Annotated in this window: 32 protein-coding genes; 13 read left to right on the top strand and 19 right to left on the bottom strand. The window is 39.5% G+C overall.

Annotation, left to right across the window (positions count from 1 at the left end):
• Genes K7B07_RS02205 through K7B07_RS02195 form a run of 3 tightly spaced genes read right to left on the bottom strand, consistent with a single transcriptional unit; the run spans window position 1 to window position 3558 of the window.
• The gene (locus tag K7B07_RS02205) at window positions 1–1554 is read right to left on the bottom strand and encodes a nucleotidyltransferase (RefSeq protein ID WP_223707065.1); all 1554 of its coding nucleotides are present in this window, start codon (window positions 1552–1554) and stop codon (window positions 1–3) included.
• On the bottom strand, window positions 1554–2705 hold the full coding sequence (locus tag K7B07_RS02200; protein WP_223707063.1) for an SAVED domain-containing protein: 1152 nt from the start codon (window positions 2703–2705) through the stop codon (window positions 1554–1556). Before K7B07_RS02200 ends, K7B07_RS02205 begins: the two co-directional genes overlap by 1 nt.
• A 1-nt stretch (window position 2706) precedes the next feature.
• Entirely contained in the window at window positions 2707–3558 is an 852-nt protein-coding gene (locus K7B07_RS02195; protein ID WP_223707061.1) for an N-6 DNA methylase, read from the bottom strand.
• 524 nt (window positions 3559–4082) lie between these two features.
• On the opposite strand from K7B07_RS02195, the gene K7B07_RS02190 reads away from it, so the two are divergent.
• The 9 genes from K7B07_RS02190 (at window position 4083) to K7B07_RS02150 (ending at window position 12624) form a co-directional block, all read left to right on the top strand.
• The gene (locus K7B07_RS02190) at window positions 4083–4763 is read left to right on the top strand and encodes a nucleotidyltransferase family protein (RefSeq protein WP_223707059.1); all 681 of its coding nucleotides are present in this window, start codon (window positions 4083–4085) and stop codon (window positions 4761–4763) included.
• A 10-nt stretch (window positions 4764–4773) separates the two neighbouring features.
• The gene (locus K7B07_RS02185) at window positions 4774–6072 is read left to right on the top strand and encodes a LicD family protein (RefSeq protein WP_223707057.1); all 1299 of its coding nucleotides are present in this window, start codon (window positions 4774–4776) and stop codon (window positions 6070–6072) included.
• Window positions 6073–6260: 188 nt separating this feature from the next.
• The gene (locus tag K7B07_RS02180; protein WP_223707056.1) at window positions 6261–7586 is read left to right on the top strand and encodes a glycosyltransferase family 25 protein; all 1326 of its coding nucleotides are present in this window, start codon (window positions 6261–6263) and stop codon (window positions 7584–7586) included.
• Between the two features lie 9 nt (window positions 7587–7595).
• The gene (locus K7B07_RS02175; RefSeq protein WP_223707054.1) at window positions 7596–8024 is read left to right on the top strand and encodes a cysteine peptidase family C39 domain-containing protein; all 429 of its coding nucleotides are present in this window, start codon (window positions 7596–7598) and stop codon (window positions 8022–8024) included.
• A gap of 106 nt (window positions 8025–8130) precedes the next feature.
• A complete protein-coding gene (locus tag K7B07_RS02170) occupies window positions 8131–9201 on the top strand; it encodes a hypothetical protein (protein ID WP_223707052.1) in 1071 nt (356 codons plus the stop codon).
• A gap of 2 nt (window positions 9202–9203) precedes the next feature.
• The gene (locus K7B07_RS02165) at window positions 9204–9731 is read left to right on the top strand and encodes a DUF6705 family protein (RefSeq protein WP_223707050.1); all 528 of its coding nucleotides are present in this window, start codon (window positions 9204–9206) and stop codon (window positions 9729–9731) included.
• Window positions 9732–9906: 175 nt separating this feature from the next.
• A complete protein-coding gene (locus tag K7B07_RS02160; protein ID WP_223707048.1) occupies window positions 9907–11070 on the top strand; it encodes a hypothetical protein in 1164 nt (387 codons plus the stop codon).
• A 10-nt stretch (window positions 11071–11080) separates the two neighbouring features.
• Entirely contained in the window at window positions 11081–11500 is a 420-nt protein-coding gene (locus K7B07_RS02155) for a hypothetical protein (RefSeq protein WP_223707047.1), read from the top strand.
• 260 nt (window positions 11501–11760) lie between these two features.
• Window positions 11761–12624: an alpha-1,2-fucosyltransferase gene (locus K7B07_RS02150; RefSeq protein WP_223707045.1), complete on the top strand. Its 864-nt coding sequence runs from the start codon at window positions 11761–11763 to the stop codon at window positions 12622–12624.
• Window positions 12625–12688: 64 nt separating this feature from the next.
• Here K7B07_RS02150 and K7B07_RS02145 read toward each other — a convergent pair whose 3' ends face one another.
• From K7B07_RS02145 to K7B07_RS02130, 4 genes are all read right to left on the bottom strand, one after another.
• On the bottom strand, window positions 12689–14665 hold the full coding sequence (locus K7B07_RS02145) for a YWFCY domain-containing protein (protein ID WP_223707043.1): 1977 nt from the start codon (window positions 14663–14665) through the stop codon (window positions 12689–12691).
• A 24-nt stretch (window positions 14666–14689) separates the two neighbouring features.
• Window positions 14690–15979, bottom strand: coding sequence for a relaxase/mobilization nuclease domain-containing protein (locus K7B07_RS02140; RefSeq protein WP_223707041.1), 1290 nt, complete (start codon window positions 15977–15979; stop codon window positions 14690–14692).
• On the bottom strand, window positions 15964–16356 hold the full coding sequence (locus tag K7B07_RS02135; RefSeq protein WP_223707039.1) for a plasmid mobilization protein: 393 nt from the start codon (window positions 16354–16356) through the stop codon (window positions 15964–15966). Before K7B07_RS02135 ends, K7B07_RS02140 begins: the two co-directional genes overlap by 16 nt.
• 252 nt (window positions 16357–16608) lie before the next feature.
• Complete coding sequence (locus K7B07_RS02130; RefSeq protein WP_223707037.1) at window positions 16609–17469, bottom strand: CHC2 zinc finger domain-containing protein; 861 nt, start codon at window positions 17467–17469, stop codon at window positions 16609–16611.
• A 208-nt stretch (window positions 17470–17677) separates the two neighbouring features.
• On the opposite strand from K7B07_RS02130, the gene K7B07_RS02125 reads away from it, so the two are divergent.
• Window positions 17678–18799: an AbiH family protein gene (locus K7B07_RS02125; RefSeq protein WP_223707035.1), complete on the top strand. Its 1122-nt coding sequence runs from the start codon at window positions 17678–17680 to the stop codon at window positions 18797–18799.
• A gap of 139 nt (window positions 18800–18938) precedes the next feature.
• Window positions 18939–19238, top strand: coding sequence for a hypothetical protein (locus K7B07_RS02120; RefSeq protein WP_223707034.1), 300 nt, complete (start codon window positions 18939–18941; stop codon window positions 19236–19238).
• Between the two features lie 415 nt (window positions 19239–19653).
• Here K7B07_RS02120 and K7B07_RS02115 read toward each other — a convergent pair whose 3' ends face one another.
• The 12 genes from K7B07_RS02115 to K7B07_RS02060 form a co-directional block, all read right to left on the bottom strand.
• On the bottom strand, window positions 19654–20100 hold the full coding sequence (locus tag K7B07_RS02115) for a hypothetical protein (RefSeq protein ID WP_223707032.1): 447 nt from the start codon (window positions 20098–20100) through the stop codon (window positions 19654–19656).
• Window positions 20097–20390 carry a hypothetical protein gene (locus tag K7B07_RS02110; protein ID WP_223707030.1) on the bottom strand — a complete coding sequence of 98 codons (294 nt, stop codon included), beginning with the start codon at window positions 20388–20390 and terminating at the stop codon, window positions 20097–20099. The genes K7B07_RS02115 and K7B07_RS02110 overlap by 4 nt, the downstream gene beginning before the upstream one ends.
• A gap of 47 nt (window positions 20391–20437) precedes the next feature.
• Window positions 20438–20770 carry a hypothetical protein gene (locus tag K7B07_RS02105; protein WP_223707028.1) on the bottom strand — a complete coding sequence of 111 codons (333 nt, stop codon included), beginning with the start codon at window positions 20768–20770 and terminating at the stop codon, window positions 20438–20440.
• 5 nt (window positions 20771–20775) lie between these two features.
• Complete coding sequence (locus K7B07_RS02100) at window positions 20776–21291, bottom strand: hypothetical protein (RefSeq protein ID WP_223707026.1); 516 nt, start codon at window positions 21289–21291, stop codon at window positions 20776–20778.
• Window positions 21292–21461: 170 nt separating this feature from the next.
• A complete protein-coding gene (locus K7B07_RS02095) occupies window positions 21462–21932 on the bottom strand; it encodes a hypothetical protein (RefSeq protein WP_223707024.1) in 471 nt (156 codons plus the stop codon).
• The gene (locus K7B07_RS02090; RefSeq protein WP_223707022.1) at window positions 21920–22249 is read right to left on the bottom strand and encodes a DUF3560 domain-containing protein; all 330 of its coding nucleotides are present in this window, start codon (window positions 22247–22249) and stop codon (window positions 21920–21922) included. Before K7B07_RS02090 ends, K7B07_RS02095 begins: the two co-directional genes overlap by 13 nt.
• Window positions 22250–22260: 11 nt before the next feature.
• Window positions 22261–22638, bottom strand: a complete 378-nt coding sequence (locus K7B07_RS02085; protein ID WP_223707020.1) for a hypothetical protein — start codon at window positions 22636–22638, stop codon at window positions 22261–22263.
• A gap of 4 nt (window positions 22639–22642) precedes the next feature.
• Window positions 22643–22930 carry a hypothetical protein gene (locus tag K7B07_RS02080; protein WP_223707019.1) on the bottom strand — a complete coding sequence of 96 codons (288 nt, stop codon included), beginning with the start codon at window positions 22928–22930 and terminating at the stop codon, window positions 22643–22645.
• A 55-nt stretch (window positions 22931–22985) separates the two neighbouring features.
• Window positions 22986–23456, bottom strand: a complete 471-nt coding sequence (locus K7B07_RS02075; protein ID WP_223707017.1) for a JAB domain-containing protein — start codon at window positions 23454–23456, stop codon at window positions 22986–22988.
• Between the two features lie 22 nt (window positions 23457–23478).
• Window positions 23479–23898 (bottom strand): DUF6908 domain-containing protein, encoded by a 420-nt coding sequence (locus tag K7B07_RS02070; protein WP_223707015.1) that lies wholly within the window; start codon window positions 23896–23898, stop codon window positions 23479–23481.
• Window positions 23899–23959: 61 nt separating this feature from the next.
• On the bottom strand, window positions 23960–24337 hold the full coding sequence (locus tag K7B07_RS02065) for a single-stranded DNA-binding protein (protein ID WP_223707013.1): 378 nt from the start codon (window positions 24335–24337) through the stop codon (window positions 23960–23962).
• Window positions 24338–24374: 37 nt separating this feature from the next.
• Window positions 24375–24575, bottom strand: a complete 201-nt coding sequence (locus K7B07_RS02060) for a hypothetical protein (RefSeq protein WP_223707012.1) — start codon at window positions 24573–24575, stop codon at window positions 24375–24377.
• 508 nt (window positions 24576–25083) lie between these two features.
• On the opposite strand from K7B07_RS02060, the gene K7B07_RS02055 reads away from it, so the two are divergent.
• Window positions 25084–25383 (top strand): hypothetical protein, encoded by a 300-nt coding sequence (locus tag K7B07_RS02055; protein ID WP_223707010.1) that lies wholly within the window; start codon window positions 25084–25086, stop codon window positions 25381–25383.
• Window positions 25383–25646, top strand: a complete 264-nt coding sequence (locus tag K7B07_RS02050) for a hypothetical protein (protein ID WP_223707008.1) — start codon at window positions 25383–25385, stop codon at window positions 25644–25646. The genes K7B07_RS02055 and K7B07_RS02050 overlap by 1 nt, the downstream gene beginning before the upstream one ends.

The following is a 25646-nucleotide window of genomic DNA, read 5'->3' as shown; positions in this document are numbered from 1 at the left end:
CTAATCAATATTTACAAAAAATTCAGCGCTACGGGCTACGCAGACACCATTCTTAACAATAAAACACTCAACCCAATGCAATCCACTGTAGGATGAATATTCCTTTTGGTTTAAGCCGCCCTTACCGGCTGTTTGTGAGTGGAAAATTCCTCCCCGCAAACTGCCAGCTCTGGCTGCTTCATCACCAGTATTTACAACCTGCCAGTACACATCAAAAGGCTTCGGAACATTTGTTGAAGCAACAAAATAGATGTTGCAGTTTTTCGGAATCTGTGAGCGATTTGTGATAGTAACATGCTTACCATAATGGTTTTTATAATGCCCATGTACCTCAACGTTATATTGCAATTGTTGCAACCAGCTCGGGCGTTGGCGATGACTTACACTTAACAATGCAGGTGAGTAATTTACAGGCTGGTAGCTTTCATTTATTAAATTACTATAACCAACTTTTCTAATTGCTTCGTTTACCGCTCTTGTACCTAGTAGTTCTTTCAGATACCTATACGCTGTTGTTAAATCCATGGTACGGATTTGAGCAAAATCTGCTTTCGCTTTTTCATACCAATTGAAAAATGACTTTTCTCTTTCTGGATCTTCGAGCCATCTGTCTGCAAAATTCTCTTCAGGATTTACTGGATTCGAAATCCACCATATTTCCTTTCCGTGCTCAGCACTATATTTCTTGTAGATATATTGTGTATTGAGAAAATTTTCTAAAACGTTGGTTAGAGCTTGAATTAAGTCAGTTTCCTTGTTATAAGCATAAGCAGCCAATGTTGTGATTATGCATGATATAGGTCTGGTTTCGTTTGAACCAAACATAATATCTCTATGTCGTTTCAAAATCTGAACTACTCTAACAAGTATCTCTTTATCTGTTTGATATGCAGGGAGAGGTTCTACAGCTTCATTTAGAACGACCGATTTATAAAATGATGTGTTAGCTCTTTCTTTAAACCATGCTGCATACCCAAAGGGATTGCTTTTCATCCAATTGGATGAATTTGTTTCAGTCTTGTAATTCTTCCATCGTTTATCGGTAATTCGTATAGCCAGCTCCTCGATTTGGTCAGGTCGCAGACTATTAAATGATTTTTCCATGAGATTAACCACACCAACATTTACGACTGCAGGCAATATATCCATATGGAATTTTGCCGCTTCATGGTAAACAAGCGTCCAGCATCTATTCCCTTCTTCATCAAGCATTCTTTCATAATCAGCATTAGTTATTAGCTGATCTTTTACCGCATGCTTCAAATCGTATTGTGTCCACCAAGAGTTCTTTCCCTTTAGACGACAAACCACATCTACGTCAAGTTCATCATCCTCAATTAAAGGACGTATCATTGTGCCCAAAAGAAATGATCCTTGCGGTTTTATATCAGGCATATATCTGCTTAATGCAGATCCTTCTTGTGATAAATGATTGGAAACAGCTGTGTACCTGTTGACAACTTCTTTATACTGTGCTTCTGTTATATCTAAAGCTATGCCTACGTTTTCGAGAAGGTAACTTATGCTGGGTGTAGTAGTATTAAACATAGGCATTACTCTATTTTCAATGTTTTAAAAAATCCTCCTTTTGCTCTGTTTTGTTCATAAATGGTGAAAGCTAAATCAGCTTTGGGCATCCAAACCCTACCGAATTCTACGGCTGCAGCAACCGGCATCGCTGGAAAAATATGAAGTTCTGCATCTTCACCATGTTTACTCTTTATATTATCGAATATTTGCCTGAAGCATCTTCTCAATTCTTGTAATTGAGTTCTACTTCTCAAAAAATCATTATGAGGAGAAGGGATCGTTATCATCCATATTGCTGCATCGTCGCTTAGCACAGACGTTATTCTGTCATCTGAAACAGATGCGCTCAACGCTATTTTAAGAGCTACTTTTTTGGAGTTAATAACTGGTTCAGTGACAAGATAATTAATCTGCTCTGTCTCTTCCAGCCAATTCCAAGTCGCCGGTTCTCTATGTAATTGATAAATATTCGCAGGATAGATATCATTAAGCAATGTTCCTAACATTATCAATAATGGTTGCGGAGCAAGTGCAAATACTGAATAATGTTGAACACTATCATTCGCTTTGGTAAATGCAACATGTTCTCTAAACAGGTTTTTGAGATTTTCTGCTTCTACGATCCAGTAAGTGTCATCGGCATCATTAAAAGAGCTGTTTTTCAAGCTCAACTCAATCGCATTAGATTTTACCGGGTAGTAGTCTGGCAACAGAGCCAAAACAGCTCCTTTAAAATGGAGAGGAGATGTATGTTCACCTATTCTTGCTCCATATAATATAATGTGGCTTTTTTTGTCTGGCTGTATAGCTGTCAAAAGTTCAATCCTGTCTTCATGATCTTTCTTCATTTTTTGCAACCTAGAAGCCGGATACTCGCCTTCTAATTCTTTATCATCGAATGTTCTGTGGCAAACATCGCAAACCAACATTAAGTTACTGAAGTCCTTTTCTAGTTTGGGAGATAAATCCGCATCATAACGTGGCCCATTCTCTGAAAAAGCATATATATGAGCTATGTATGACGCATTCATTCTGCCCATCGTTAATTCATTTCTCCACAGTGGCTTGTTGCAATTATCAAACTGACATCTTCCGGCGGCAGATGTCCATAACTGAATCTTAACTTTTTCCGGTATTGGTGGCCTTCCACTATTTCCTGTTTCCTTTTTTGCCATATTAATAACCCAACTCTTTTAAATATTTTTCCATATCACTCTCCACATCAGCAATCTGATTCTTTAACAGGTTGATTTCGTCTTGCACAGCCTTAATATCAACTTCCTCTTCTTCTTCAAACGTATCCACATAACGAGGAATGTTCAGATTAAAGTCATTCTCTTTGATTTCGTTAAAGGTCGCTCTGTAAGCGTATTTATCTTCAATTACAACTCCTTCATCTTTCAGAGGGGCTTCAGCCTTAAATGCTTTATACGTTGTTACAATGTGCGCAATATCTTCTTCACGCAGTCTATTCTGGTTTTTTCCAGTCTCGAAACCTTTACTTGCATCAATAAATAGCACATCTGTATTAGCACCTTTGGCTTTATCAAATATTAGCATGGTCGCAGGAATACTGGTTCCGTAAAATAGGTTAGCAGGAAGACCTATTACAGCTTCCAATAAATTTTCTTCGATTAATTGCTGACGAATCTTAGCTTCACTGCTTCCTCTAAACAATACTCCATGGGGCATAATGACACCTACACGGCCTGTATCTGCGTAAGTAGTTTCGATCATGTGGCTGATAAAAGCATAATCTCCTTTACTCTTTGGTGGTATCCCGCGATGAAAGCGGCTATATTGGTCAGCAACCGCATTCTCAGCTCCCCATTTATCTAAAGAAAAGGGTGGGTTGGCAGCAACAATGTCAAATTTCATTAGCTCATCTCCTTCCAAAAGACGTGGATTGTTAAGTGTATCACCCCATTCAATAGTAGCATTATCTATTTCGTGAAGAAACATATTCATTCTGGCTAATGCCCTTCGTATTGGATATTCTTCCTGCTGACATTTGGACGGTATTGACATTTGGAGATTTGATATATACTTAGGAGAACAAATTTACCATTAATTGTTTTGTTGAAATAAAAGACGAAATATTTATTTTCGAACTATCATTCCCACCAACCCAGGTGTATTCATAATCCTATCCATTTCATCTTCCACTATCGTTTTTGCTTCCCATTTCACGCGCAGAGAATTTTCCCGGGTGACTTTTTTATCTTACTGCTCTTTCGGCAAATGTTCATACCGAAAAGTGCTGGGGATTTATTAACGAGTTGTTAAAAGAGGAAAATCCGACTTGACATTTATATAAAAGAATTGTCGTATTGAAAAAATTCTTATTTTTAAAATGAATATTATTGTTTTTCTGAACAGTGATTTTGATACAAGGCTAGTCATCATATGAGAATAGGAAACCTGGGAATAAGAAAGACCAAAATGAAAATTAGAGCTGCTGGTATTTAAAAATTATGCTTCTTCAGTATTGATTTTGTAAAGATTTAGGTTCGTAAATTAATTACAGGCTTTATAATAATGGACTGTTTAATATGTTTGAATTTGCAACAATATTAGCTGCGGGAAAGGGAGAACGTCTCTTAGGCTCTACGGAGAATTTACCAAAAGCACTAATTGAAGTGGGCGGGAAACCTCTAATTTGGGATGGGCTAAGTCAATTAATAGATAAGGTTTCGAACATCGTGGTTACTGTTGGGCGGAATTCATCTAGTCTTGTCAATTTTGTATTTAGTTCTGGGGTCAAAACTGTTCTAAATACAACAAACCAAGGCAACGCCTGGTGGATATTCAATACTTTTTTTAAGGTTGTTAATAGCCCGGTATTAGTCATTCCATGTGACAACATAGCATTTCTGGATCTCGACTTTATATATAGTAGTTACAGAATATTACATAGTCCTCCATGTATGATTGTTCCCGTGGTTGCGAACCCTGAGATTGAAGGAGATTATATACATCGTAAGGGTGGAGTTGTTAAACAAATTTCAAGGGGTGAAAAAGCTGAAATATATAGTTCCGGGATGCAGGTAATTAATCCACGGCTAATCGTGGAAGCGGTAAACGATAGTGCTATGGAAGACTTTATTAATGTTTGGTCCTTTTTACTTGAAAAACGCCTTTTAAAGTGCTCTGAGTTGTACCCTCACCAGTGGTATTCGGTAAATACGCCAACTCAATTAGTTAATGCTGATCTGATGCTTAGAACTCAATAATGAAGCGGTTATGAAGATATATAGAATTATACTGCCGGATAAGAAAATGGAGTTTGTCAATAAATCTAATCAAATTGGAGAAAAGATTGGAGCAAGAAATATTGTTGACATAACCATGAATGATCTAAATCCAGAGAGAGAAGTGACCGTTGATCAAACATGGCATCTCCGTAAATACGGGTTTAAGCTTTCGAAAACAGAAATAGATATTGTTCGATTGCATCGGAGGGCATGGGAGATGTTGATGGAGTCTGGTGATAATTGGGCTATAGTAATTGAAAACAGCGCTATATTAGAGAGTGTAATTGACTTCGATGAACTAATTGAGCATCTTCATACTTTTGATTGGGATGTTTGCTTTCCCTTTAAATCTGAGGAAATTTTAAATAGCTGCGATGAACTTGCTGAAAAACAAATCCTGAATGTAAATACCCGTGAAGACAATGATTATGAATCCTATTTTTTAGGTAGAAAATGGTTGAGTTGTGTATATTTAATCAGCCAAAAATTTGTAAAATCGATAAACCTTTGTGGTGAAATCTCCAGAAATATTGAGGATGAGTTAATAATACTTCCATTGTTGTTTAAACTAAATGTGTTTAGCATAATGGTATCTTGGTTTGATGTTAAAAAACAGCAACAAATAATCAATAGGGATAGAGAAAATGAGATCTTTTTGGCAATTACAAAAAATGATACCTGGACAGAAAGAGGGTTGTCAGATGTGCGACGTCTGCTCGTTATTCTTGGTGAAGTTGCAAAACAGAATAAAATAGATTTGCTTTTACAGGGTGGGACACACCTCGCTTATATCAGGCATGGAGAAATCATGGCATGGGATGACGATATCGACCTGGGGATACAGGAGGATAGGCTCAATGACTTCTTAAATCTAATTGATAAAATTAATGGGGTTTCTTGGGGGCGTTTCGTTGAAGGTTGGAGTAAAAAGCCGTTTTACAAGATTTGGCTCATAGAATCACCAAAAATTAGGGATCTTAATTATTCGTTCCCTTATATCGATCTATGGGTTTACAACGTTTCAGGAAGTGATGTAGTGTTTTTAAATGGTATAGTATGTCCTAATTCGATGCTACAGCCATTTTTGGAGGTTAATTTTGAAGGCGCTCCTTTGAAAATTCCCGCGAATACATTTGAATGCCTTGATGCGCGATATAAGGACTGGAAGAGCCTTATTAGGGTATATTCATGGAAGCATAGTTTAGAGTTATTTGGATTCCATCGTCTAAAGACAAAAATTCAGGTTGATGAAGATGGCAGAATCAAAAATTACATTTTTGATAACTGACCTTTTTGAACATTGGGCGAAAAGCTTTTTTAGGATTTAGGTGGGTATTGTCTGAATGAAGGATATTTTAATGTTATAAAATTTGTATCGCAGCCTAAAGATCCAGGAAGGAGGGAGCAGTTGCTGGAAAAGGTGTATATGTGTTTTCCTATTTGGTTTTTTTGTGTTGATGTTAAAAAGTATAAGTAATGAGTATTCCTACTTATGTAATTAATTTAAAGAGTAGAACAGACCGTAAGGCGCATATTCTTAAAGAGTTTGAGGGGCGAGACGAATTTAATGTCAATATTGTTGAAGCTCATGAACATCAGGTGGGTGCTGTTGGATTATGGAATAGTATTATTCATATAATAAGGGATTTGGCTAAGCCGGATGATAATTATGTGCTTATCTGTGAAGATGATCATGTTTTTACTGAAAACTATTCCGAAAAGAAGTTATTTGAGTACATTGAAAGCGCTCGTTCAATGAAGGCTGATGTACTTTTGGGAGGCGTAAGTTGGTTTGAAGATGGGGTACAGGTTTCCGATGAGTTTTTCAGAATGAAGAATTTTTCAGGTACTCAGTTTCTGATAATTTTTAGAAAATTTTTCGCTACTCTGCTTGACGTATCCTTTTCTAATCATGATTGTGCCGACTATAAAATGATTTCGCTTTCTAGTAGAATTTATTTTTTGTATCCCTTTATTTCTATTCAAAAGGAATTTGGATATTCAGATGCAACTGCGAAAAACAATGGCACAGGAAGAGTAGAAAGCCTGTTTTGGCATAGTTCTAAATCTGCGCGTGTTCTTACCAATGTGCGAAATGCTTTTAAAGGTTGTCTGCTGGATATTGATACACTTCTGATTGATGAAGGAAAATATGAAAATTTTGTGCTTCCAGTATACGTAATTAATCTTCCGGAAAGGATGGAAAGAAGGAAACATATTATGAAGCAATTTGAGGGACGATCTGAATTTGATGTTAGATTAATTGATGCGATGAAAAGACCAGTTGGAGCGTTAGGCTTGTGGGAAAGTATTCGCAAAGTTATTCTATTGGCCACAGAAAGAAATGAAGATGTAATTATTATTTGCGAGGATGATCATGAATTTACATCTGACTATTCGAAAGAAGTTTTGTTCAAAACTATTGTTCAGGCACATCTTCAGGGTTGTGAATATATGTCAGGAGGGAGTGGCAAGTTTGATGTCGCTGTGCCGTTAGATAACAACAGGTTGTGGACTAATCATTGTTTGTCAACTCAATTTATTATTTTATATCGCCGTTTTTTTAATAAGATTTTGGAGGCACCTTTTGATGAAAATGTGATTGGTGATATTAAGCTTTCAGGTTTAACAAAGGATAAAATGTTACTCTATCCTCCTGTTTCTACTCAAAGGGATTTTGGATATTCAGATGTGACTTCTCTTCACAACCACCACAAAGGAATCGTTCAGAATATGTTTCGAAAAACATTTGAAAGACTTGATGGTATTATGAAAATGCATTTTGATTATCATCAGATTTAGTAGTTCTATATGGCGATGAGTTTGAAATCAGTTCCGATGATATACCAGAGGCATAAAAAAGATTGTGGACCGGCTTGTGTGTGTATGGTTGCTCAGTTTTATGGGAAAGAATGCACTTTGGAAGCGGTAGTGTCGTTTTGTAATGTTACAGATAAGGGTATTACAATGAGTGCTTTGCAAGCTGCAATTGAAAAATTGGGGTTAGAATCTGTTATTATCAAATGCACGATTGGCGATCTCTATGAAGTTCCGTTACCTGCAATTGTTTTATGGAATAGACGCCATTTTGTAGTCCTATGTGAAGCAAGTGAAAGTTCTTTCAAAGTACTAGATCCTACATTAGGCGAGAAAAATTATTCGTACTCTATGTTTGCCAAGGGGTGGGAAAGGTCTGTTGGATATGGGATTGTGGTTGCCATCGAGAACAGCGACTATTGAAGCGTCCTAAAAATGCCTAAAATATGAGAAATTTTTTTTACTATTTGATGATAATTTTTAATGAAAGATTTTTTTATTATATTTAAAATTAAAACTTAACTGTATTATGAAAAAGCAGCAATTAAATCTGCCAGAATTGGCAAAAAAGTTTAGCTTATTAGATAGTGTAGATTTGTACGGTCTTTGGGCTGGTGATGGGGGAAGTGGATCTGGATCGGGGACTGGTTCTGGGTCGGGGACGGGTTCCGGTTCTGGAAGCGGTTCTGGTTCTGGGCCTGTATGGGTTAAACTCGATGAAGTGACAGTTTCCGCAAAAACCAAAGTTGTGGATGCTTTTAAAGAGATGGGAATTCCAGTTACTACGAATAGTGCGGGCGATTTTTTTATCGGCGGACAAGAAGTTTTGGATCCTGTTGCCATTGTAGGAAGTTACGGTACAACCGGTTCAACTGCGGTTTTGGATGCGTATTTGAATTTTTTAGCTGAAGTTGGTTATACATTACAAGGTAACAATGACGGAGAGTATTCATTATATACATATAGCCCTCCCCCTCCGCAGCCTACGCCCTGTGACGGTGCCACTATGCTGGGAACTGAACAATATTTTAGAGATGTGTTGGGCGCCCTAAAGGCGAATGCTACTACTGAACATAGAGAGCGAGGGTGGACATATACGATTAGATCAACTGGGGAAACAGATAATTGGCTTCCACTTGCTGGTGAATTGAATACTCCTGGTATAGAATTTAATATTCCATCTCCAATAACAGGACTCATACATAATCACTATGAAGGATTGTTGTCGATATTTTCGGTTGACGATATTTTTGCTATTGGACAATTATTTGCTCAAAATAAGATAGCTAATGTTCAAAAATTTTCGATGACTCTTGTAACACAAAATACCCAATACATGTTAATGATTGATAATATTGGCAAGTTTGCAAATTTTGTGCAAGATAACGTTAGAAATAGCACACTAAATGAGTTTTCTCTCGTGTATAACCTTTACGGAATATCACCTCAAAATACTGTGGAGAATAACGAAAAACTTTTTTTGAATTTTATTGCAGCAGGGAATACCGGTTTGCGATTGTTTAAGGGAAATAATGCATTTACTGCGTGGAATCCGATAAAAGTTGATGATAATAATAACGTTGTCAATAATCCTTGTTAAAAATGCAAAAAAAAATCGTGTTGTTTTTTCTCGGACTATTGGCTGCTTCGATAGTGACCTATTCGCAGCCGCCTAAACCAAACAGCTATATTAGAAACGCTCGACTGAATCGGTTTGTAGGCACCTGGATAGGAAACATAGGGAGTGATACCATTCGATTTGTCCTCCTTAAAAAAAAGAAGGTACTGATGCCGCTGAATACCAATGTACGTGTGGATTTGATAGTAGGTTTTCATTCTTATACAAGGGGCGACAGTATTATAGAAAGCTCTCTTGAATATTCGAAGACACCATACGCCGATAAAAAATTTTCTATATCGGGAATCGGGAAAAAAGAATCAGGGCGGGATATTATTCTAGGAACGATAACGGATATTACGAAAGGCGGCAAATTATTTGATTTAAAACTTATCCTAAATTCCAAACGGAAAAGAATGGAGGTGGAGCTGGCCAACCGGGAGGGTATTCACATTGGTTGGGCTCCGGGAAGAACGCTACCTGAAAAGTTTATATTGTATAAATGTAGATAACGATAATCCTCGTTCTGGAATGTTGACCTATCCTTTAATGGTCTGTTGGCCCAGTAAAGATTTCTTGTTTTGATTAAGTGAAAGGGGGCTACGGGTGTCATGAACATTTCCTTTTCTGAAAGTCATTTTTTTGTAATCAAATTTTTCTTATTCAAATTAAAATTTTAACTGTGTTATGAAAAAGCAACAATTAAATCTGCCAGAATTGGCAAAGAAGTATAGCCTATTAGATGCCGTAGATTTATATGGTCTATGGGCGGGGGATGGAGGGAGCGGTTCAGGCTCTGGGAGTGGATCAGGCTCTGGGAGCGGATCTGGTTCTGGTTCCGGTGCAGGAAGTGGTTCAGGTTCTGGTGTGAATTGGGTTCCTTTAGATGAAGTGACTGTATCTGCTTCTAAAGCTAGTGCGATTCAAGCATTTATAACTATCGGAATACCATTTACTCAAAATGCTAATGGTGATTACTTCATTGGGGGGCAAGAAGTGATGGACCCCGTAACCGTCTCGGCAACGTATGGTACGCAGGGTTCGACGGTGTTGGATAGCTATCTTGATTACTTTTCTATATTGGGCTACCCTATTTCAACAGATGGTTATGGAGGATATCTCTATATACCCAATAGTCAGTCTTCTGCCGACCCTTGTTACAGAACTATGTTTGGAAGTCAAAGAGCCAACAGTTTTTCAAGTTCTGGACTTTTTACAACAACATTGACAGCATTAAGAAATGCTGCGGCGGCTAAACCGACCAAAGAATTTTCTGTGGCTTTTGGAAGAGATGAAAATAATGGTGGTAATATAGCCAGTAATATTTTAGAAGGCGGGACTATGAGTGGTGACATCCCAACGATTAATAGACCTTTTGCTGATCTCCACAGCCACCCAAATGTTCTCCCTGCCTCGGCTGCGGATGTGTATAGTATGATAGAGCGAGCCATATTGTATGGTGGTGAATATCAGAGATTTATCACTACTTCTAACGACGTAGAATATGCTTTAATTATTGAAAATTTGGGATACGCTAGAACTTTTGAGGAACGTTATCCAAAGGTTCCTGCTGTAAGAAATCCTCAAACAAATGAAATTACAAGGGGTCCCGAGTTTCCAACTGCTCAAACTGATGAGTATAATGAAATAGTAGAGAAGGAAAAGGGACTATATTATAAAACTTCTCAACAAGCTAATGAAACAGCACTATCTTATTTGTTAGCTAAAATGATGTCAGGTGTGGCATTATTGAAAAAGGATGCTAATGGGAATTTTAAAGCGGTTAATACAGCCTTCGATGCTAACGCTGCGGAAGAAACTAGTCCATTTACTACCACAGTCTGTCCCTAAAACAAACTTTATGAAAAAAGAGCTGTTTTTTTTATTGGCATTCATTTTATTGTCGGCTTCATGCTCCACTAAGGTCGCAAAGTCTATTGATGATTTACCTTTGATAGTAAAAAATCAAAAAAAGTATGTACATCATCCATTGAGTAAATTATTAAAGGATATAAAACCTGAAATAAAATTATTTATGACCAATGAGTCTGCTGATCAGCCTGTGGGGGGGAGGATTTCATTTTTTTTTGTTGATTATAAGCATTTTGTTGAATTGGGGAGAGCTAAGGTGAAGCAGGCAGTACTAAGAGTGGATGTTTTGGGAAAAATAGCTATTAATGATGAAAAGTTGCCCAAGGAAGAGCGTTTTTTGTGGACCCGGGAGTATTTTGAAAAAAATAAAAATCTGATTGTTACGCGAGTTGCTGTTTCTGATTTTTAAAGACTGGAATCTGTTCGCAAAGACCTTATAGTTCGAGTTGTTGTTCCCGTATCAATTTAATAATTGAAAGAAATGAGTTACATGTTTAGTTGAAAGGCACAGGTCCCTTTGAACGGGGACAACCTATAAATCAAAAAACTGGAGGTAGTTAAATCAATTATTGGCGCGGGTACTAAATTATTGTTATTCTTTATTTGAAGAAAAATTAAAGAGCAATAAATTTTAGTCTTCAAGGTTGTCAATACATCAGGTGAGAATTTATGGTTACAGTAAATCTTTTGGGTGGGCTAGGCAACCAGATGTTTCAATATGCATTTGGAAGATATCTATCCGAATTGTTGAACCAGGACTTATTTTTAAATACGAACATTTATCAACAAGGCAAAAGTAATAGGAAATTTGACCTCGATATTTTTCACCTCTCGGAATGCCGAATTGGGGATGTAGAAGATAGTCTTTATAAAGATCTGGCTTTGGGATCCAATCGCGTAAATATTAATGAACGCTTTTTTCATTTTGATGATCTTCTGATAAAAATGGTGAAAGAGCATGCTGCAACTCGACCAGCCAACGGGGATTTTAATCTAGTTCTTTCCGGATACTGGCAATCCTTTAAGTATTTTCAATGTATTGTCGATACTTTAAAAAGCGATTTCGAGTTTTGCAATTCCCCGCAAATTCATTGGAAAGCTTTAGGTGAGGAAATTCTGCGCACAAACTCAGTCATGGTTAATGTGAGGCGCGGAGATTATCTGCAAAAACTGGATTATCATGGCGTAGTGAATAAAGAATATATTGAAAAGTCTATTGCTTTCATGAAAAGTAAAGTAGAACACCCTGTTTTCTATATTTTCTCGGATGATATGCAATGGTGTAGAGGAAATATTGAGATAGCGGCTGATTTTGTATTTGTTGATGAGGCTTACTATGACGACAAGTATCAATTTTACTTGCAATTAATGGCTCAGTGTAAGTATTTTGTTATATCAAACAGTTCGTTTGCCTGGTGGTCTGCATGGTTGAGTACTTTTAAAGATAAGATAGTTATTGCTCCTAAACAATGGTTTACTAATAAAGAATTAAATACGAAGGACCTTTTGCCTGTGGATTGGCTGACGTTCTAAAAATTGTCGGCAGGATTGATGTTTGCTAAGAATGTATGGGCAAATAGTAAATAGACCTTGCGCTTCATTTTTTGAGGACAAAATGAGCCAATCCCGGAGTATTCATAATCCTATCCATTTCATCTTCCACTATCGCTTTTGATTCCCGTTTGACGCGCAGGAAATTCTCCCGGATGACTTTTTTATCAACCTGCTCTTTCGGCAAGGGCTCATACCCTGCTTCTTCCTTTTTGATCGCATTAAAATCATGCCTTACACGGGAATGAAACATCTTCTGCGGGATGCGCTGATCGGGATTGTCAGCTACCATACCCACGACTTCACCGGCAGAAAGCCCCGATATAGTAGATTGGGGTATTGCGTAGTCCAATTGTTTGGATTTGTTGATGGATGTATCGCTGCTGTTGATGGTAAGGCTTTGGCGGTCCTGCAAGATCTTGCCGAACCGTTCCGAAAGGGATTTGGAGCTGTTTCCTGTAACCTGGCCAGAGATAATGTTACCAGCCATAGATAATATAACATTCGCCTGCTTTTCACCGTAATGCAAAACTAGCTGGCTGGCGTCCTGTATTACCAGGGTTACGTTCACCAGAAAGCTTCTGCAAATCGATAGAAATTTGTCTGCGCTATGCCAGGTTATATTAGCAAACTCCTCCAATAAAATCCCGCAGGGCTGTTCCTCCTGTTCCTTCAAAAGTTTTTGCAGGGTATTCAGGTATAAGGAGATTATCGCACAGTAAACATTTGATACTTGCGGGTTATTGGCAAGGCAAACGATTTGTGGTGCTTTGGGATCGTTAATGGTCATCGTAAAGTCATTGCCAGATAGAACAAAGTAAAGCTTTTCACTGGCAAGCGACCCCAGGCTGATTGCAGCCCCCGAAATTTGGCCGATGAGCTGTTTGCCGGCATCTTCCTGGTACGCCCGGACAAAAGGGGTGGCAATTACCTCCAGGGTCGGTTCAGCAATCAGAATAGTAAACAATTTATCCAGCGGCGTTTGAGCCAGTTCTATAACATGTGGCAAGGTGCAGAATCTGCCCTCCTGGTAAATACGTAAAAACCAGATCAGGGCCGTGATAAAACTGATACTCGATTCCACCCAGAAATCGCCCTGCTGGTCGATCCATTTCTGATTTAATCCCAATAAAATTGCCCGTGAAGCAGATGCAGCATCCGTAATGGAATTAATTGACCCCGGTAATAGAGGATTGCACCGTTCCTGTACTTGCTCGAAATTCAGAATATGGAACTTCGGAGGAACTTTATAACGGTGCTTATTTTGCAGGAAATGGTTATAGGCGACTTTTGTAAGATCAGGGTATTTGAAGTCATGAATGAATAGCGCATAGCCCTTCGCGATCTGCTGTTTGAGTATCTCTTTTGCTATCAGGGTTTTCCCGGAACCGGGTAACCCCATCAAAAGAACACCGCCCCTGAATCCGTTAATGATATTAATCCATCCGTTACGCTCTTTGTTCTTTAATTGATACCGGGTTGGAATGTTTACGGAGTATTTATTTTCCAGTTTCCTTTCTTCCTGGGGAAATGTTTCGTTAAGCGTGTTAAACACGTCGCCGTTGAGTTTTTTTTTAATAATGCGAAACAATAATGTACCGCCGGTCAAAATGAAAATAAACCCGATTGCTGTTACTCCCATATAGGACAGGGCAATAATAATATTAGTGGCCTGCAGCCAGAACAGCAAGCCACTGATAAAATAAAGCGTCAGGCCTGTTATCAGGTAGGCAATTGCCAGCCGGTAATTAAATTCCTCGCCCTTTTTTGCTTTCACACCCAACAGCGATAAAGCCAGGAAGCCCAGCGCAATAAATTTCGCTTTATGAAAGCTTGTAAATAGTCCTGCACGATGGATATTGTCTAATATTTTATTGCTGATTGCATGTGTCCAGCCTCTTTCCTGGAAGAAAACATAACAGCTATCATAAAAGTGTAGCAATAGTACTACTACACTGATCAGCCGGGTCATGTCCATAATCTTCCTTAACCCCATTTCATTTTCATTGGTATTCATTGCCATATTATACGATTTTTGAACGAGTGATTATATTTCCCATTGTTTTGTAAAACCCTTCTTCTTTTTCCGTTGTTCCTCGGTTAGCATTTCTTTATTAATCGCCCAGCTTTCTCCACTATCGGGATCTACTACCTGTTCAATGATTTTAGATGCAGATTTCCCCAGGTTTTCGTTGGCCGGTTCCTTTTCATCGGCTTTGGCTTTATTGGCCTTTGTCTGCTGTTTCTGTAGCTCCTTTTCCTGTTGCAGCTGTGAATTCAGGCCCAGGCGTTCCATCATTTTTTTTGCAGCATATTCTTTATCGATATCGCTGCCATTAAAAACGGTTTTCTTTACATGATCTATAAAGGTCATACCAAATACCCGCCCCTGTTCATTACGTCGGACGACCAGATCAATTCGTTCGCGTTTTAAAAGTTTCGCCAGTTCTGCCATTGAACCTGGGCCTGACTGCATCGCCCAATCAATAGCCGTTTTGATGTGCTTTTTATCAGGCAGGCGTTTTTTTTCGTTCTTCTTGCATTTTTCTTCGATATAATCCAGGGTCGGTTTACTGTGAAATATCGAGGCTTTTAGGGGCTTTGTCAGAGTCTTACCTTCCTTGTCAATTACCACATAAGTTAGTCCGCGGTGCTTATAAATCCGGCCATCTTCTGAACCGCGATCTGCCTTTACGTTGTATAGTCGTAAAACCGCGTTCAGTTCATGGATAGAGGTGTATTTATAGCGATCGATCACATGATCCAGTACATTGGTGATGCTCCGCGTGGTGGCCGATTTGCCAGCCTGTATTTTTTGAGGAGTAATCGCCAGTTGTTTTTCTTCCTCCCGCGTTTGTTCTTTCTTATCTGCTGGAATAAAGCCGTACTGTTTTTCCATTTCTTTACGCACCGGCTCGGAAACATTTTTTCCGATAAAATGCGTGGAGATCCGCACCCCATCTTCCTGTATTAGGGGCGACAGCACATGGATGTGCGGATGGCCGGCGTCGTCATGCTGATAAACAAGGTAGGGCTGGTCTCCAAAACCAATCTTATGCATATATTCATCTGCCAGGTGAATAAGGAATGTTTTGTCCAGACGCTCTTTTTCTGACGGGTGAAAGTTCAGCGATATATGAATCAGCTTTGTTTGTGCGGTTTCATGAAGCGCCATCAGGTCTTTAAACCGCTGTTCCTTGTCATAAAAATTCAGGTCCCTTGGCAGCTTGAAAAAGTTATGTGCATGGAGCAGTTCAGCAGCGCCTTTCTGCACTTTTTTTTCATGATAATTGAGCGCTCTTTTCAGGCTTTTTGGAAAGGTTATTTGAGGACGCATTGCTGGCGGATTTGATTCATTGAAATACGTATCTCTTCGATTTTTTTTAGCAGGTTTTGCCTGCCGGATTCGGTCAATTCTGCCCATATTTTTATCTCGGGAATATGGTCCAAAGTATGCAGTTTGTGAACGGTCTGATTGAAATTATTGCCGATGGCCGAAAGCTCCCTGGAAAGCTGATTTAAGACTGACAAAATTTCACGGGATGCTTCATCTTTATAAAGAATAATCACCGGTTTTTGCAGCAATACTTTGCGCACATATTGGCTGAGTTTGGTACAGGTCGTTTGCTCATATAATTTATGAATGGCCCTGTATTCTTCTGGTTTTACCCGGATGGTAACCCATCTTTTAGGCGTTGGTTTTTCTTCATTCATCACTGTTTCATTTTCACTTTTCACAAATTTCCCGCATGAGTTCCGAGTGCGGGAGACTAAATATCTCTTTGTCCTTTTTTCCCGAAGCGACTCCGGAGCGAAGGGCAAGGTCCAAAAGTTGCACTTTTGGTACACCTTGCCATCCCCAAGCCAGCGAGGGGGATTGAGTGCCTGCCGGCACCAGAAGGGTGCAGCAGGCTTGTTCAATACCACGGCGGTCAATTCATTGACAGTTGTTCCGCTTTTTCGCGCTCAGGCCGAAGGCCTGGCACCAGAACCAAAGTTCTGATGCCATTCGCTGAGGTCTTTATACCCAGCGAATAGCGCGCGTTCGTCGCTGAACAGGTGAGGATCTCTAGCAAGGGCACGTTTGATGCATTTAGTTCCGGTCTTATCGTTATCCAAATACAAATAAACCCGCTGGTAAGTCTGCATAAATGACAGTTGCATTTCAAAAAAGGAAGTACTGTTGAGAATCAGAAAGTCCATTTCCGGGACCTGCTGGTTCAGATGTATTGTCTGGTAAGAAAGGAAGTCAAAAAATCCCTCAAAAACGGCTAGGGAAGTAGCCTTATTTCCGATCGTGGTAGGCGCTTTGGGATGGCTGCTTCCTTTAAAATTGATAGTCCGGAGTTCAAATCCGCGTGCATTATTTTTAAATCCTAAAGCGTAATAATTTTTGCCGCCATTTTCATAATGTATTTCATGGAGGTATCTGGCCGCTATTTCGTTTGCAATACGGCGGGATTGATAATAGCGAATTAATGGAGCTGCACTGATTGGAAGAATGGAAATAATTTGTATTGCAGGTTTTTCAGGTGAAAATAATTCAGGGGGATGCCCAGGTAACTGGCAGGCATTTTCTAATTGGGTTAATGCTTCTGAAATAGAAATGTTTTCATAAAGGAGGATAAAATCTATTAGGTTGCCGCCCCTGCCTTCACCAAAATCATACCATTGATTACGCCTGCGGCTCACCTTAAAGGAAGGTGTTTTTTCGTTCCGGAACGGGGAATGGTACCAGTAATTTTCTCCACGGATTTTCGCGGGTTCAATACCTGCTACTGACAGGTAGGCCACCATATCGATGGCGTTTGCTTCTTTGATTGTCATAACTCACATTTTCAGATTCACAAATCATTTGAGCAACAAAAGTATGGAGGGCAAAAGCTTCATAATTCAGCCGTGTCGTACAACGTCACAGTACGGTGAGTAAGTTGTTTCAGCAAATATTAAAATTCTGGACATTTTGTTACTGCTCGATATTTGTTTTAAATTCGGATGAAGAATAATTGTATTGATCAAATTTTTAGAAGGCAAGATGAATAAACTGATGCTATTAGGAAACGGGTTTGATCTGGCGCATGGGATGCGGACCGGGTATAAGGATTTTTTAATTCACTTGTTAAGAGAATGTACAAACGAAGCCCTTGATAAAAGAGTTCATTCAAGCGCTGATTTTAAAATTACCAGTAGGTTTGAGTATTTTACCAATATGGACTTTAAAAAGGCTATTAACAATCCTGACAATTGGGAAATGCTGCTTGGCTACTTTGTTTCAAACGAGAGTTTAATTACTACAGGTAATAAAGAGCCTGCTAGGGAATTTATTGCTCATTGTTTAAATCCCATATTGAAAAAAGCGATAAAGTCGTGTTCAACGTTAGGATGGGTAGATATTGAACAAATATATTATGATGAATTAATACGTATTGCTTCATCAGATAACACTGGCTATGATAAGAAATTAAAAGCGTTGAATGATGGGCTGGATAGGGTTAAGATGCATTTGCATACTTATCTGAACAAACTACATGAGCCTAGCTTTAACAACTTTACAAATAGAATATTTGCGTCTGCTTTTAAAAAGTCTGACTTTTTGAGCAGTTCAACGGATCTTAGTAAGTTAGATCATATTCTTGTGATTAACTTCAATTATACGCATACACCTAATCTTTATACAGAAGGTTTAAGCGCTAATTTCAAAGTGGCACCTTCCGTTACTACTATAAATATTCATGGAAAGCTGGATGATGTTGAGAATCCACTGATTTTTGGGTTTGGAGATGAAATGGATGATCATTATAAAGTTCTGGAGAAGAAAAACGACAACCGGTTTCTTGATAATATAAAATCCTTCGGCTATTTCAGAACAGACAACCTGCGTAAGCTTTCCCAATTTTTGGAGGAGGGGGAGTACCAGGTTCAGATAATGGGACATTCCTGCGGACTTTCGGATTGGGTGATGTTAAATCGCATTTTTGAGCATGAGAATTCCCGATCCATAAAAATATTCCACCATCGGAAGGGCGACGATTTTACGGATACAAATTATAAGGAATTAACACAGAATATATCACGTCACTTTAATAAAAAACAAAGAATGAGAGACCTGGTTGTTCCTTATAAATTTGAAAATTTTTTGCCGCAAGTGGATGCATAATTTCTACTTGATTCAATGTGCAGTCAAGTTGGTTGTATTGCCGTGTTATAAGATGGCACGGCTCTGTTTATTGAAAATGAATGGTGAGGATTATTTTTACATAAGGAAATTATTTTTTAGCTATTCAAAATGTGAAAGTATGTTAAGTGAGAAGGAAGTGTCATTGCTCTATGAAACAATTATGAGTGCACCCGGTATGGGAGACCGGATAAAGCTGGATATACGGCTGCCCCGGAAAAATGTTTTATTGCTGGTAAAGGTGATTGAAAAGGGATTGCAAACAAGGCCAGGTGAGGCGTTGGAGGGGTTATTAGAGGCTGCTGGTGATGGCAGTTCGGAGGCGCTCAGGGAGATAGGGTTTGAACTGCTTACGAAAGGCGGGTTGTCGGATATGTACAATAAGCTGAACGCATTACAGCCGACAGGCAAAGAAAAATAATTCAACCGAAGGTTACCCAGGGCATAGAGCGTTTTTCTTTTGGGAACTTTTCTTTTTTGGTAATTGAAAAAAGAAAAGTTGGGATTAGAGCGGTTGCCTGCTTTGTTTACTCGCAAGCCTCCAGATCCACCGAATGAAGATATAAAATAAAGCGAAAACGCCTGTAATCAATGCCCAAAGCAATTTGAACAGGGAAAATATTAAATTGAACAATCCAGTAACCAGCTGTCCGCCCTGTTCGCGGGCAGCTTTGTTTGAGACCGGCATATAGTAGCCTCTTGAATTGTCTTCTTTAAATTCCCAAAAATTCATGACACTAATTTACGAAAAAATACTGCGCCGGAAAAGAAAAAAGCGGTTTATTCCTGTTCATTTATACAGGAATAAACCGCCGGGCAGTGGGTTAAATGCTGCATTAAAGAAATCCTGAATGCGGGGGATCGATTGGCTTTATAGATTCCGGATGATCCCATATATAGGCAAACAATTCCTGTATTTCCTTTTTTGTGAGCTTGCCCATCAACAAAGCGTCTTCGTATTCCTTATGCGTGACCGCAATACGTTTTGGAAAGTAGCCTGTTGCTACCTTGCAATATGTACGTTCGCCTCTTATACATAAGTGCAAAGTGCTGTGATTACGTTGTTGCTCACCAAATATCAGGGTTTCTATCAGCGGCATCGCACCCGGTAACGTTAAGTGAACGTTTTGTTTTTCAAAGGTTAACCGGGCAAGCCGATTATAGTAAAATGCGCCTTCTTCCTCCATATATTGTTTGGCAAAGAAGACCTGTGTTATAGGCCCCTTCAGGTCAGGGGTATTGTAAAGGAGGGGCTGAATGGTAAAGGTAAATTTCGTTTTCATAGCCATTGTTTTTGATTCAGGTTTTCAAATTCTTTTATAGAGATTACAGGGCGTCCATTTACCCACGGATCACCGTCGGGAAGTAATTCAAAATCTCCGTAATACATATTGCCCAAAGGGATGAGATCCTCCGCTTGGGAAAGAAAGGTAAAATCATCCGTTTCGTCATGTAATTTCAGGTTTCCATACGTCCACGAAATAAAGGAGACTGAGACGATCGGGCCATCTTCGCCCCAATCATTTAATTCTTCTTCAATTGTTTTTCTGCCATGATAAAAATGTATGTACATAATTATTGATTTTTAATGATAAATAATAAATGCCTGTGACTACGGATTTACCGTTTAACGGATCTCCTGAAGTTGTCAAGGTCTTTAATGTCTTGTTCTGTCAATTTTGTAGGATGAATAATTTCACCCGGTATCACAATCAGATCATGCCCTTTAATTTTAAAGAAATTTATTCCCGCATTACCGGGGATTTGATATAAATAATTGTATTCCTCGTCCATCAGGTTATACCAATCCGCCCGGAACTTCGAATAGTCGCAGAACTCAGAAATTTCTACAAATGAGTAGTGCCGCCGGTGGGGAATTGGTAAAAGGTCTGCAATGGTAAAGCGGATATTCTGATCCTGCTTGCGTCTCGCTTTAAATATATAGGTTTTCATGATTTTTACTTTTGTGCTTTGATCTGTTTTTTTAAGAAAGTGACCGCTTCTTTAATGCTTTCAAGGGGTTTGGTCACCCGGTTAAAGCCGTTTATTTCCCCGATGGTGCCGGGATCAAATCGTGCGACCTGTTCACCTGTTTCATACAATAATTCTGCATTCTTCAGCTCTCCCGGTATAAAAATGATATGAATACTTTTTTTAGTGGACAGTTGGGAAGAACGCGTGTTCTTTTTTTTATTGAAGAAAACGGATACCCTGCAAGCCAATCCCAATGGAATTAATTGATCATCGTCGTAATCCCAGCCGGGCAGCCTTTTTTTTATTTCATTCACTACGGGCTGCAAAAGGTCTACGGTCCATCGCGGGCCATGAAGTTTTTCCATTTGCATTTTCAGTTTATCGATTTGCCACTGCCGGGCGTATATTTTGCTTTGCAGCTGACGTTGGGAGGCCTTGAATGTTTGAAACTGCGTACAGAAATTGTCTTTGATGGCTGCAAGTGTATTGATCTGTTCCATTTTGAGGTTTTTTTGTTGAAAGAAAAGTTTTGTAGAGTAGTTGTTTTTTATGCAGGATTTAGGCCGCCAGCTACGGCGGTTTTTATTTCCTTTCCTGTCATAGTGATTGTTTTTGAATTGATAATAAAGGGCAGCCGCTGGCTGCTCTTTATTATCGTTTTAGGGGTATCCTATTCATGCGCAGTACCGGAATCTAGGTTTTTAAGAAAGCTTTTTGCCACATATAGGGCACGGGGCGTTAATTGCCGCTGCCATGCTCCCGCGGATCTGCTCCAGTGGAACCCGTTTTGATGTAATTTTTTGCGCACTTCTTTGGGTGGTATTCCGGGAAAGAAAAGCTGTACCCGGTTGGCTTCCGGATTGGTCACAAAACGAACTCCATTTATTTCAGTTTCGGAACCGGGCATTGTTTCCACTTTTTCAAGCAAGGCAATACGCTTTTTGATCCGGGCAATATTGGCATTATTGTTTTGAAGGGAATAACCTGCATAGCCTGTATATCCCAACCGGGAGGGGCTGTTGATCTCTTCCCACAATTCCGGGGTGGCGAATCGCAGCTTTAAAAAACCGTCCCTGTCCTTTTTTTTGATACATTTATTGGCCGCCTTCATGAATTCCTGATTGTTCTTTAATTCCTCCAATCCAATTTATCCAACGCCTGCGGATCGTCGGAAGATATGGCGTTGTTATCGGCGATTGTTTCGGCTTTTTGTTCATAGTATTTGGCCTTGTCCATTGCTTCAAATGCTTTACCGAATGTGTTGTGAATTTTATTGCGATAATTACGGTCCCGTTTTTCGGAATGATGGCCAATTAATATAGGCTGGCCAAAGGGAATTACCGACTGCATTTCTGTTGCATGATTGTACAGGTTGTCGCCTTTCTGCCGGTTTTTTTCGGCCTGCTGTTTGGCGTATTCAATCCTGTTTTGTTTCCGTTGTTCAAAATCGTTTTTCATAACTATAATTTTTAAAGGGTGAAAAATAATTCTACGGCAGTTTTTAAGCGTGGTTCTTTGAGTTCAGTAGTAAGGACAAATTGCTGTAAGCAGTGAACGGAGAATAGAGCAACGTATCCATCGAATAACACAAATGAAAAAAGGCGGCTGCTTTTGGAAAGCTTAACTCCGTGTTTGTCTATTGATTCAGCAACAATTTTTGCCAGTCTTACCCAGGAATCAACGGTTAACAGACAGTTGTTCCATTTTTTGCGTAAGCCTTCGGGATCAGCAGTGACGCGGGCGGAAAGGGCTTTTGTAAATTCGATATATTCCGGAATGTCTGCGGGTAATAGCTCAAATATCAGTTTTGCCCGCTGTGCGTTATTCAGCCTGTTTAAAGTATTCATTTTTTTATGGTTTTAATTCATTGAGATTTAGATTTTCAGGAATGGGCGGCATACAGTCTGCCAGTTTGGGCTGTATGTATTTGTAGTTGTCATCCCATGCAAAGGCTATTCCCATTACCCGCACTTTTACTACTGATATTAATTGCGCGCCCCGCTTCTTTAGTTTATACGTCATATCAAAATGTGCATCGGAATATTTGCTGCCTAATGCAAGTACGCTGTGTGCATTGCGCTTGCGCCCGCTTTTCATAAGGAGTGCAACGGTAAATTCCCATTGATAACAAATTGTCATAGTGTTGTTTTTTATATGGTAACCGTCATTTGACGGTTACCATTGGTTTATAATCTTAATAAATCAATCCTTCATCGGCCATTGAGAAATAACCATCTGAGGTTAGTATAATGTGATCCAACAGACGGATATCGAAGTACTTGGCTGCTGTTCGTACCTTTTCGGTGACAAACTCGTCTGCACAGCTGGGCGAAAGGCTGCCAGATGGATGACTATGGCAAAGAACGATACCAGACGCATTCAGGCGCAATGCTGCCACTAATACCAGTTTTGGATCTATAACAGTTCCCGCTGTTCCCCCTGCGGAAAGGGAGTATAATCCTAATACATGATTGGCACGGTTCAGGTACATTATTTTGCATTCTTCCTGTAGCTCTATATTTTCAGGGTTCCATGCATTACGGAATGTTGTAGCCATGTGGCGGGAATCATTGATCCGGAGACGGTCGCCCGATTTTACTTTAGATTTGTAAACCAATTTTACTTCTGCTACCTGACCATTTAAGAAATCAATTTTGTGTTTCATGCGTTTTGTTTTTAGGTAATGACTATTTTATGAACCCCTGTTCTTTAATAACTGCCAGCCAGTTATTTGCGTAACTCGTATGCTGTCTTTGCATAATGCTTTGCACATGAAATGCGCCGTCTATCAGTTCAATACTTTGCTGATTTATGCCGAATAAGTCTAATTGAAAGGAATACGGATAAGTGCCGCGGTCAATATCGTTTTTGGTATCATCGAAATGATAAAAACAAATTTCCGGCTCGTACATCATTTTACTGTTTACGGTTGAAGTACGCAGCAGGCTATACATTTTTACCGGGCCATAGAAAGAGGAAAATTCTCCAATACGTTCAAAGGACAATGAAGCATACGTTTCAGATTGCAGCCTGATATAATCTTTTTCACCTAATTGCTGGATCAGATGATCCAATATTTGCTGTGCTTTTTCGTTTATTGCTACCATGATATAAATTTTTTTAGGTTAAATCCGCTCCGGCGCTTGTACTCCGGAGCGGATGGGAGATTTAAAAGGGCAGATTCTCTTTATCGGATTCCTGCGTCGGTACTTCGGTGCTTGCGGTTGCTTTTTTAGGGTTGCCGTGCAATTGAATGTATTGCACATGCAGGGTTAAGTGTGCCTTTGGTTCCCCGTCTGTTCCCTTCCATGCTTTTACGCCGATACGGCCAACCGTTTCAACCACCATTCCTTTTTTGAGGTGGGCGGCAATGCCGGTTTTGATCCAATAGGCACAATCGTAAAAATTAGTTACTTGCTTTGCTTTGTCTGAACCTTTTACCCTGAACCGGTAATTTTCGGCGATGGTGAAGTTTACAACCTGGCGGCCATCTTCTAATGTTGTCATTTTTGCGTCTGCGGTTAAACGTCCGATTACTGTTTGCATGAGTGATAAATTTTAAATGTGATTGAATAATGAATGGTTAAAAAAGTGTAAGACTGCGGGTGTCGATCTTCGCTGTGTAGCGTTCCGGGCTGTGTTTCCTAACAAGGTGATATACGGTGATATCTTCGTTCAGGTAGATAGCCCAGGCACTAACTAAGGATTTCGAGCGGTTGGATTTTCTTTGCCTCTGAATCTGCCATGAAAGGCGCATCAATTTTGCTTTTTGTTGTGATTGCATACGAATTGTTTTTTTTGTTTTCTAATTCTCGGCCTATGGCCTCGTCGTCAACCTCGTAGCAACCTGTTCTATAACGGGACTTGGGAAATAGCAAGGTTTTTGGAATAATTTTTACTACCTCCGTAACAAACTCGCCGAAGGCGCTAAATCGAGGTGGAGAAAAATTTTGCAAAACCAGTGGCCAGCAAAAGAAGTGACAGCGATCCTTCTTTTGCGCAGACCTTGCTTTTACTAAGGACAGTTAGGGAAATTTGCGACAGAAGGTCGCAACGAGCCGCAGGCGGAGCTATTAGCGGGAGGAACTGGATGATTCCAGAAGAAATAATTTATTATAAAGAATGGATAGATGTACCACAGTACAAGTGTGCGACGCAACGAAAAATGATAGGAGTGCAATAGCTGGTTACCCAAAGGAAAGTAAATAGGGTCTTATCTGAGGAGCGGTAAAAAATGAAAAAATTGTGCAGGTATTAACTGGTAAAAACTGATTTTTTCTTTAAATTGAAGTATGTTTAAAATCGATTTGCGGAACCGTTCTCATATGGAAGTATCCCTGGAAAATGATCAGGCAAGGTTTTATGCAAGTCTGCATTTTCACCACTCGCCGCAAATTGGCGGTCCGGAGCCGGATGTTGACAAAATTCATGGTTACATGCTTGATCCGGACAGAGGGAGTTTACAGTTTACACTTGTATATGATCCTAACTGGTGCTTATATTTCCCCTTACCAGGTGACCCGAGTATTGATACCCTGATCTTAAATGATCTGAACGAAGCAATAAAGAAGTATTTAGAAAATCTGGAGTAATGGCAAACAATATTTTTGATAAGGCAGGGGATCGGTTCAGCTTTGTGGCGCATGGGGTGACGCTAAAGTGTGAGCGGATGAACCTCCCGCGTGTAATAGCTTTCAATATTGTTTTCAGTAGTTCCCGAAAACCAATTGTTATAACCAAAGCAAAAAATGCTGAAAAAAAAGAATTTTGGACGTCCGTACCGGAAGGGAGGCAGCAAGAGGCAGAAGGGGTGGGGCGATTAATTGAGGAATATTTAACGAACAGGGACAAATAA

Source organism: Niabella beijingensis (assembly GCF_020034665.1).
Classification (GTDB): Bacteria; Bacteroidota; Bacteroidia; order Chitinophagales; family Chitinophagaceae; genus Niabella; species Niabella beijingensis.
This window is presented reverse-complemented; position numbering and strand designations above follow the sequence as displayed.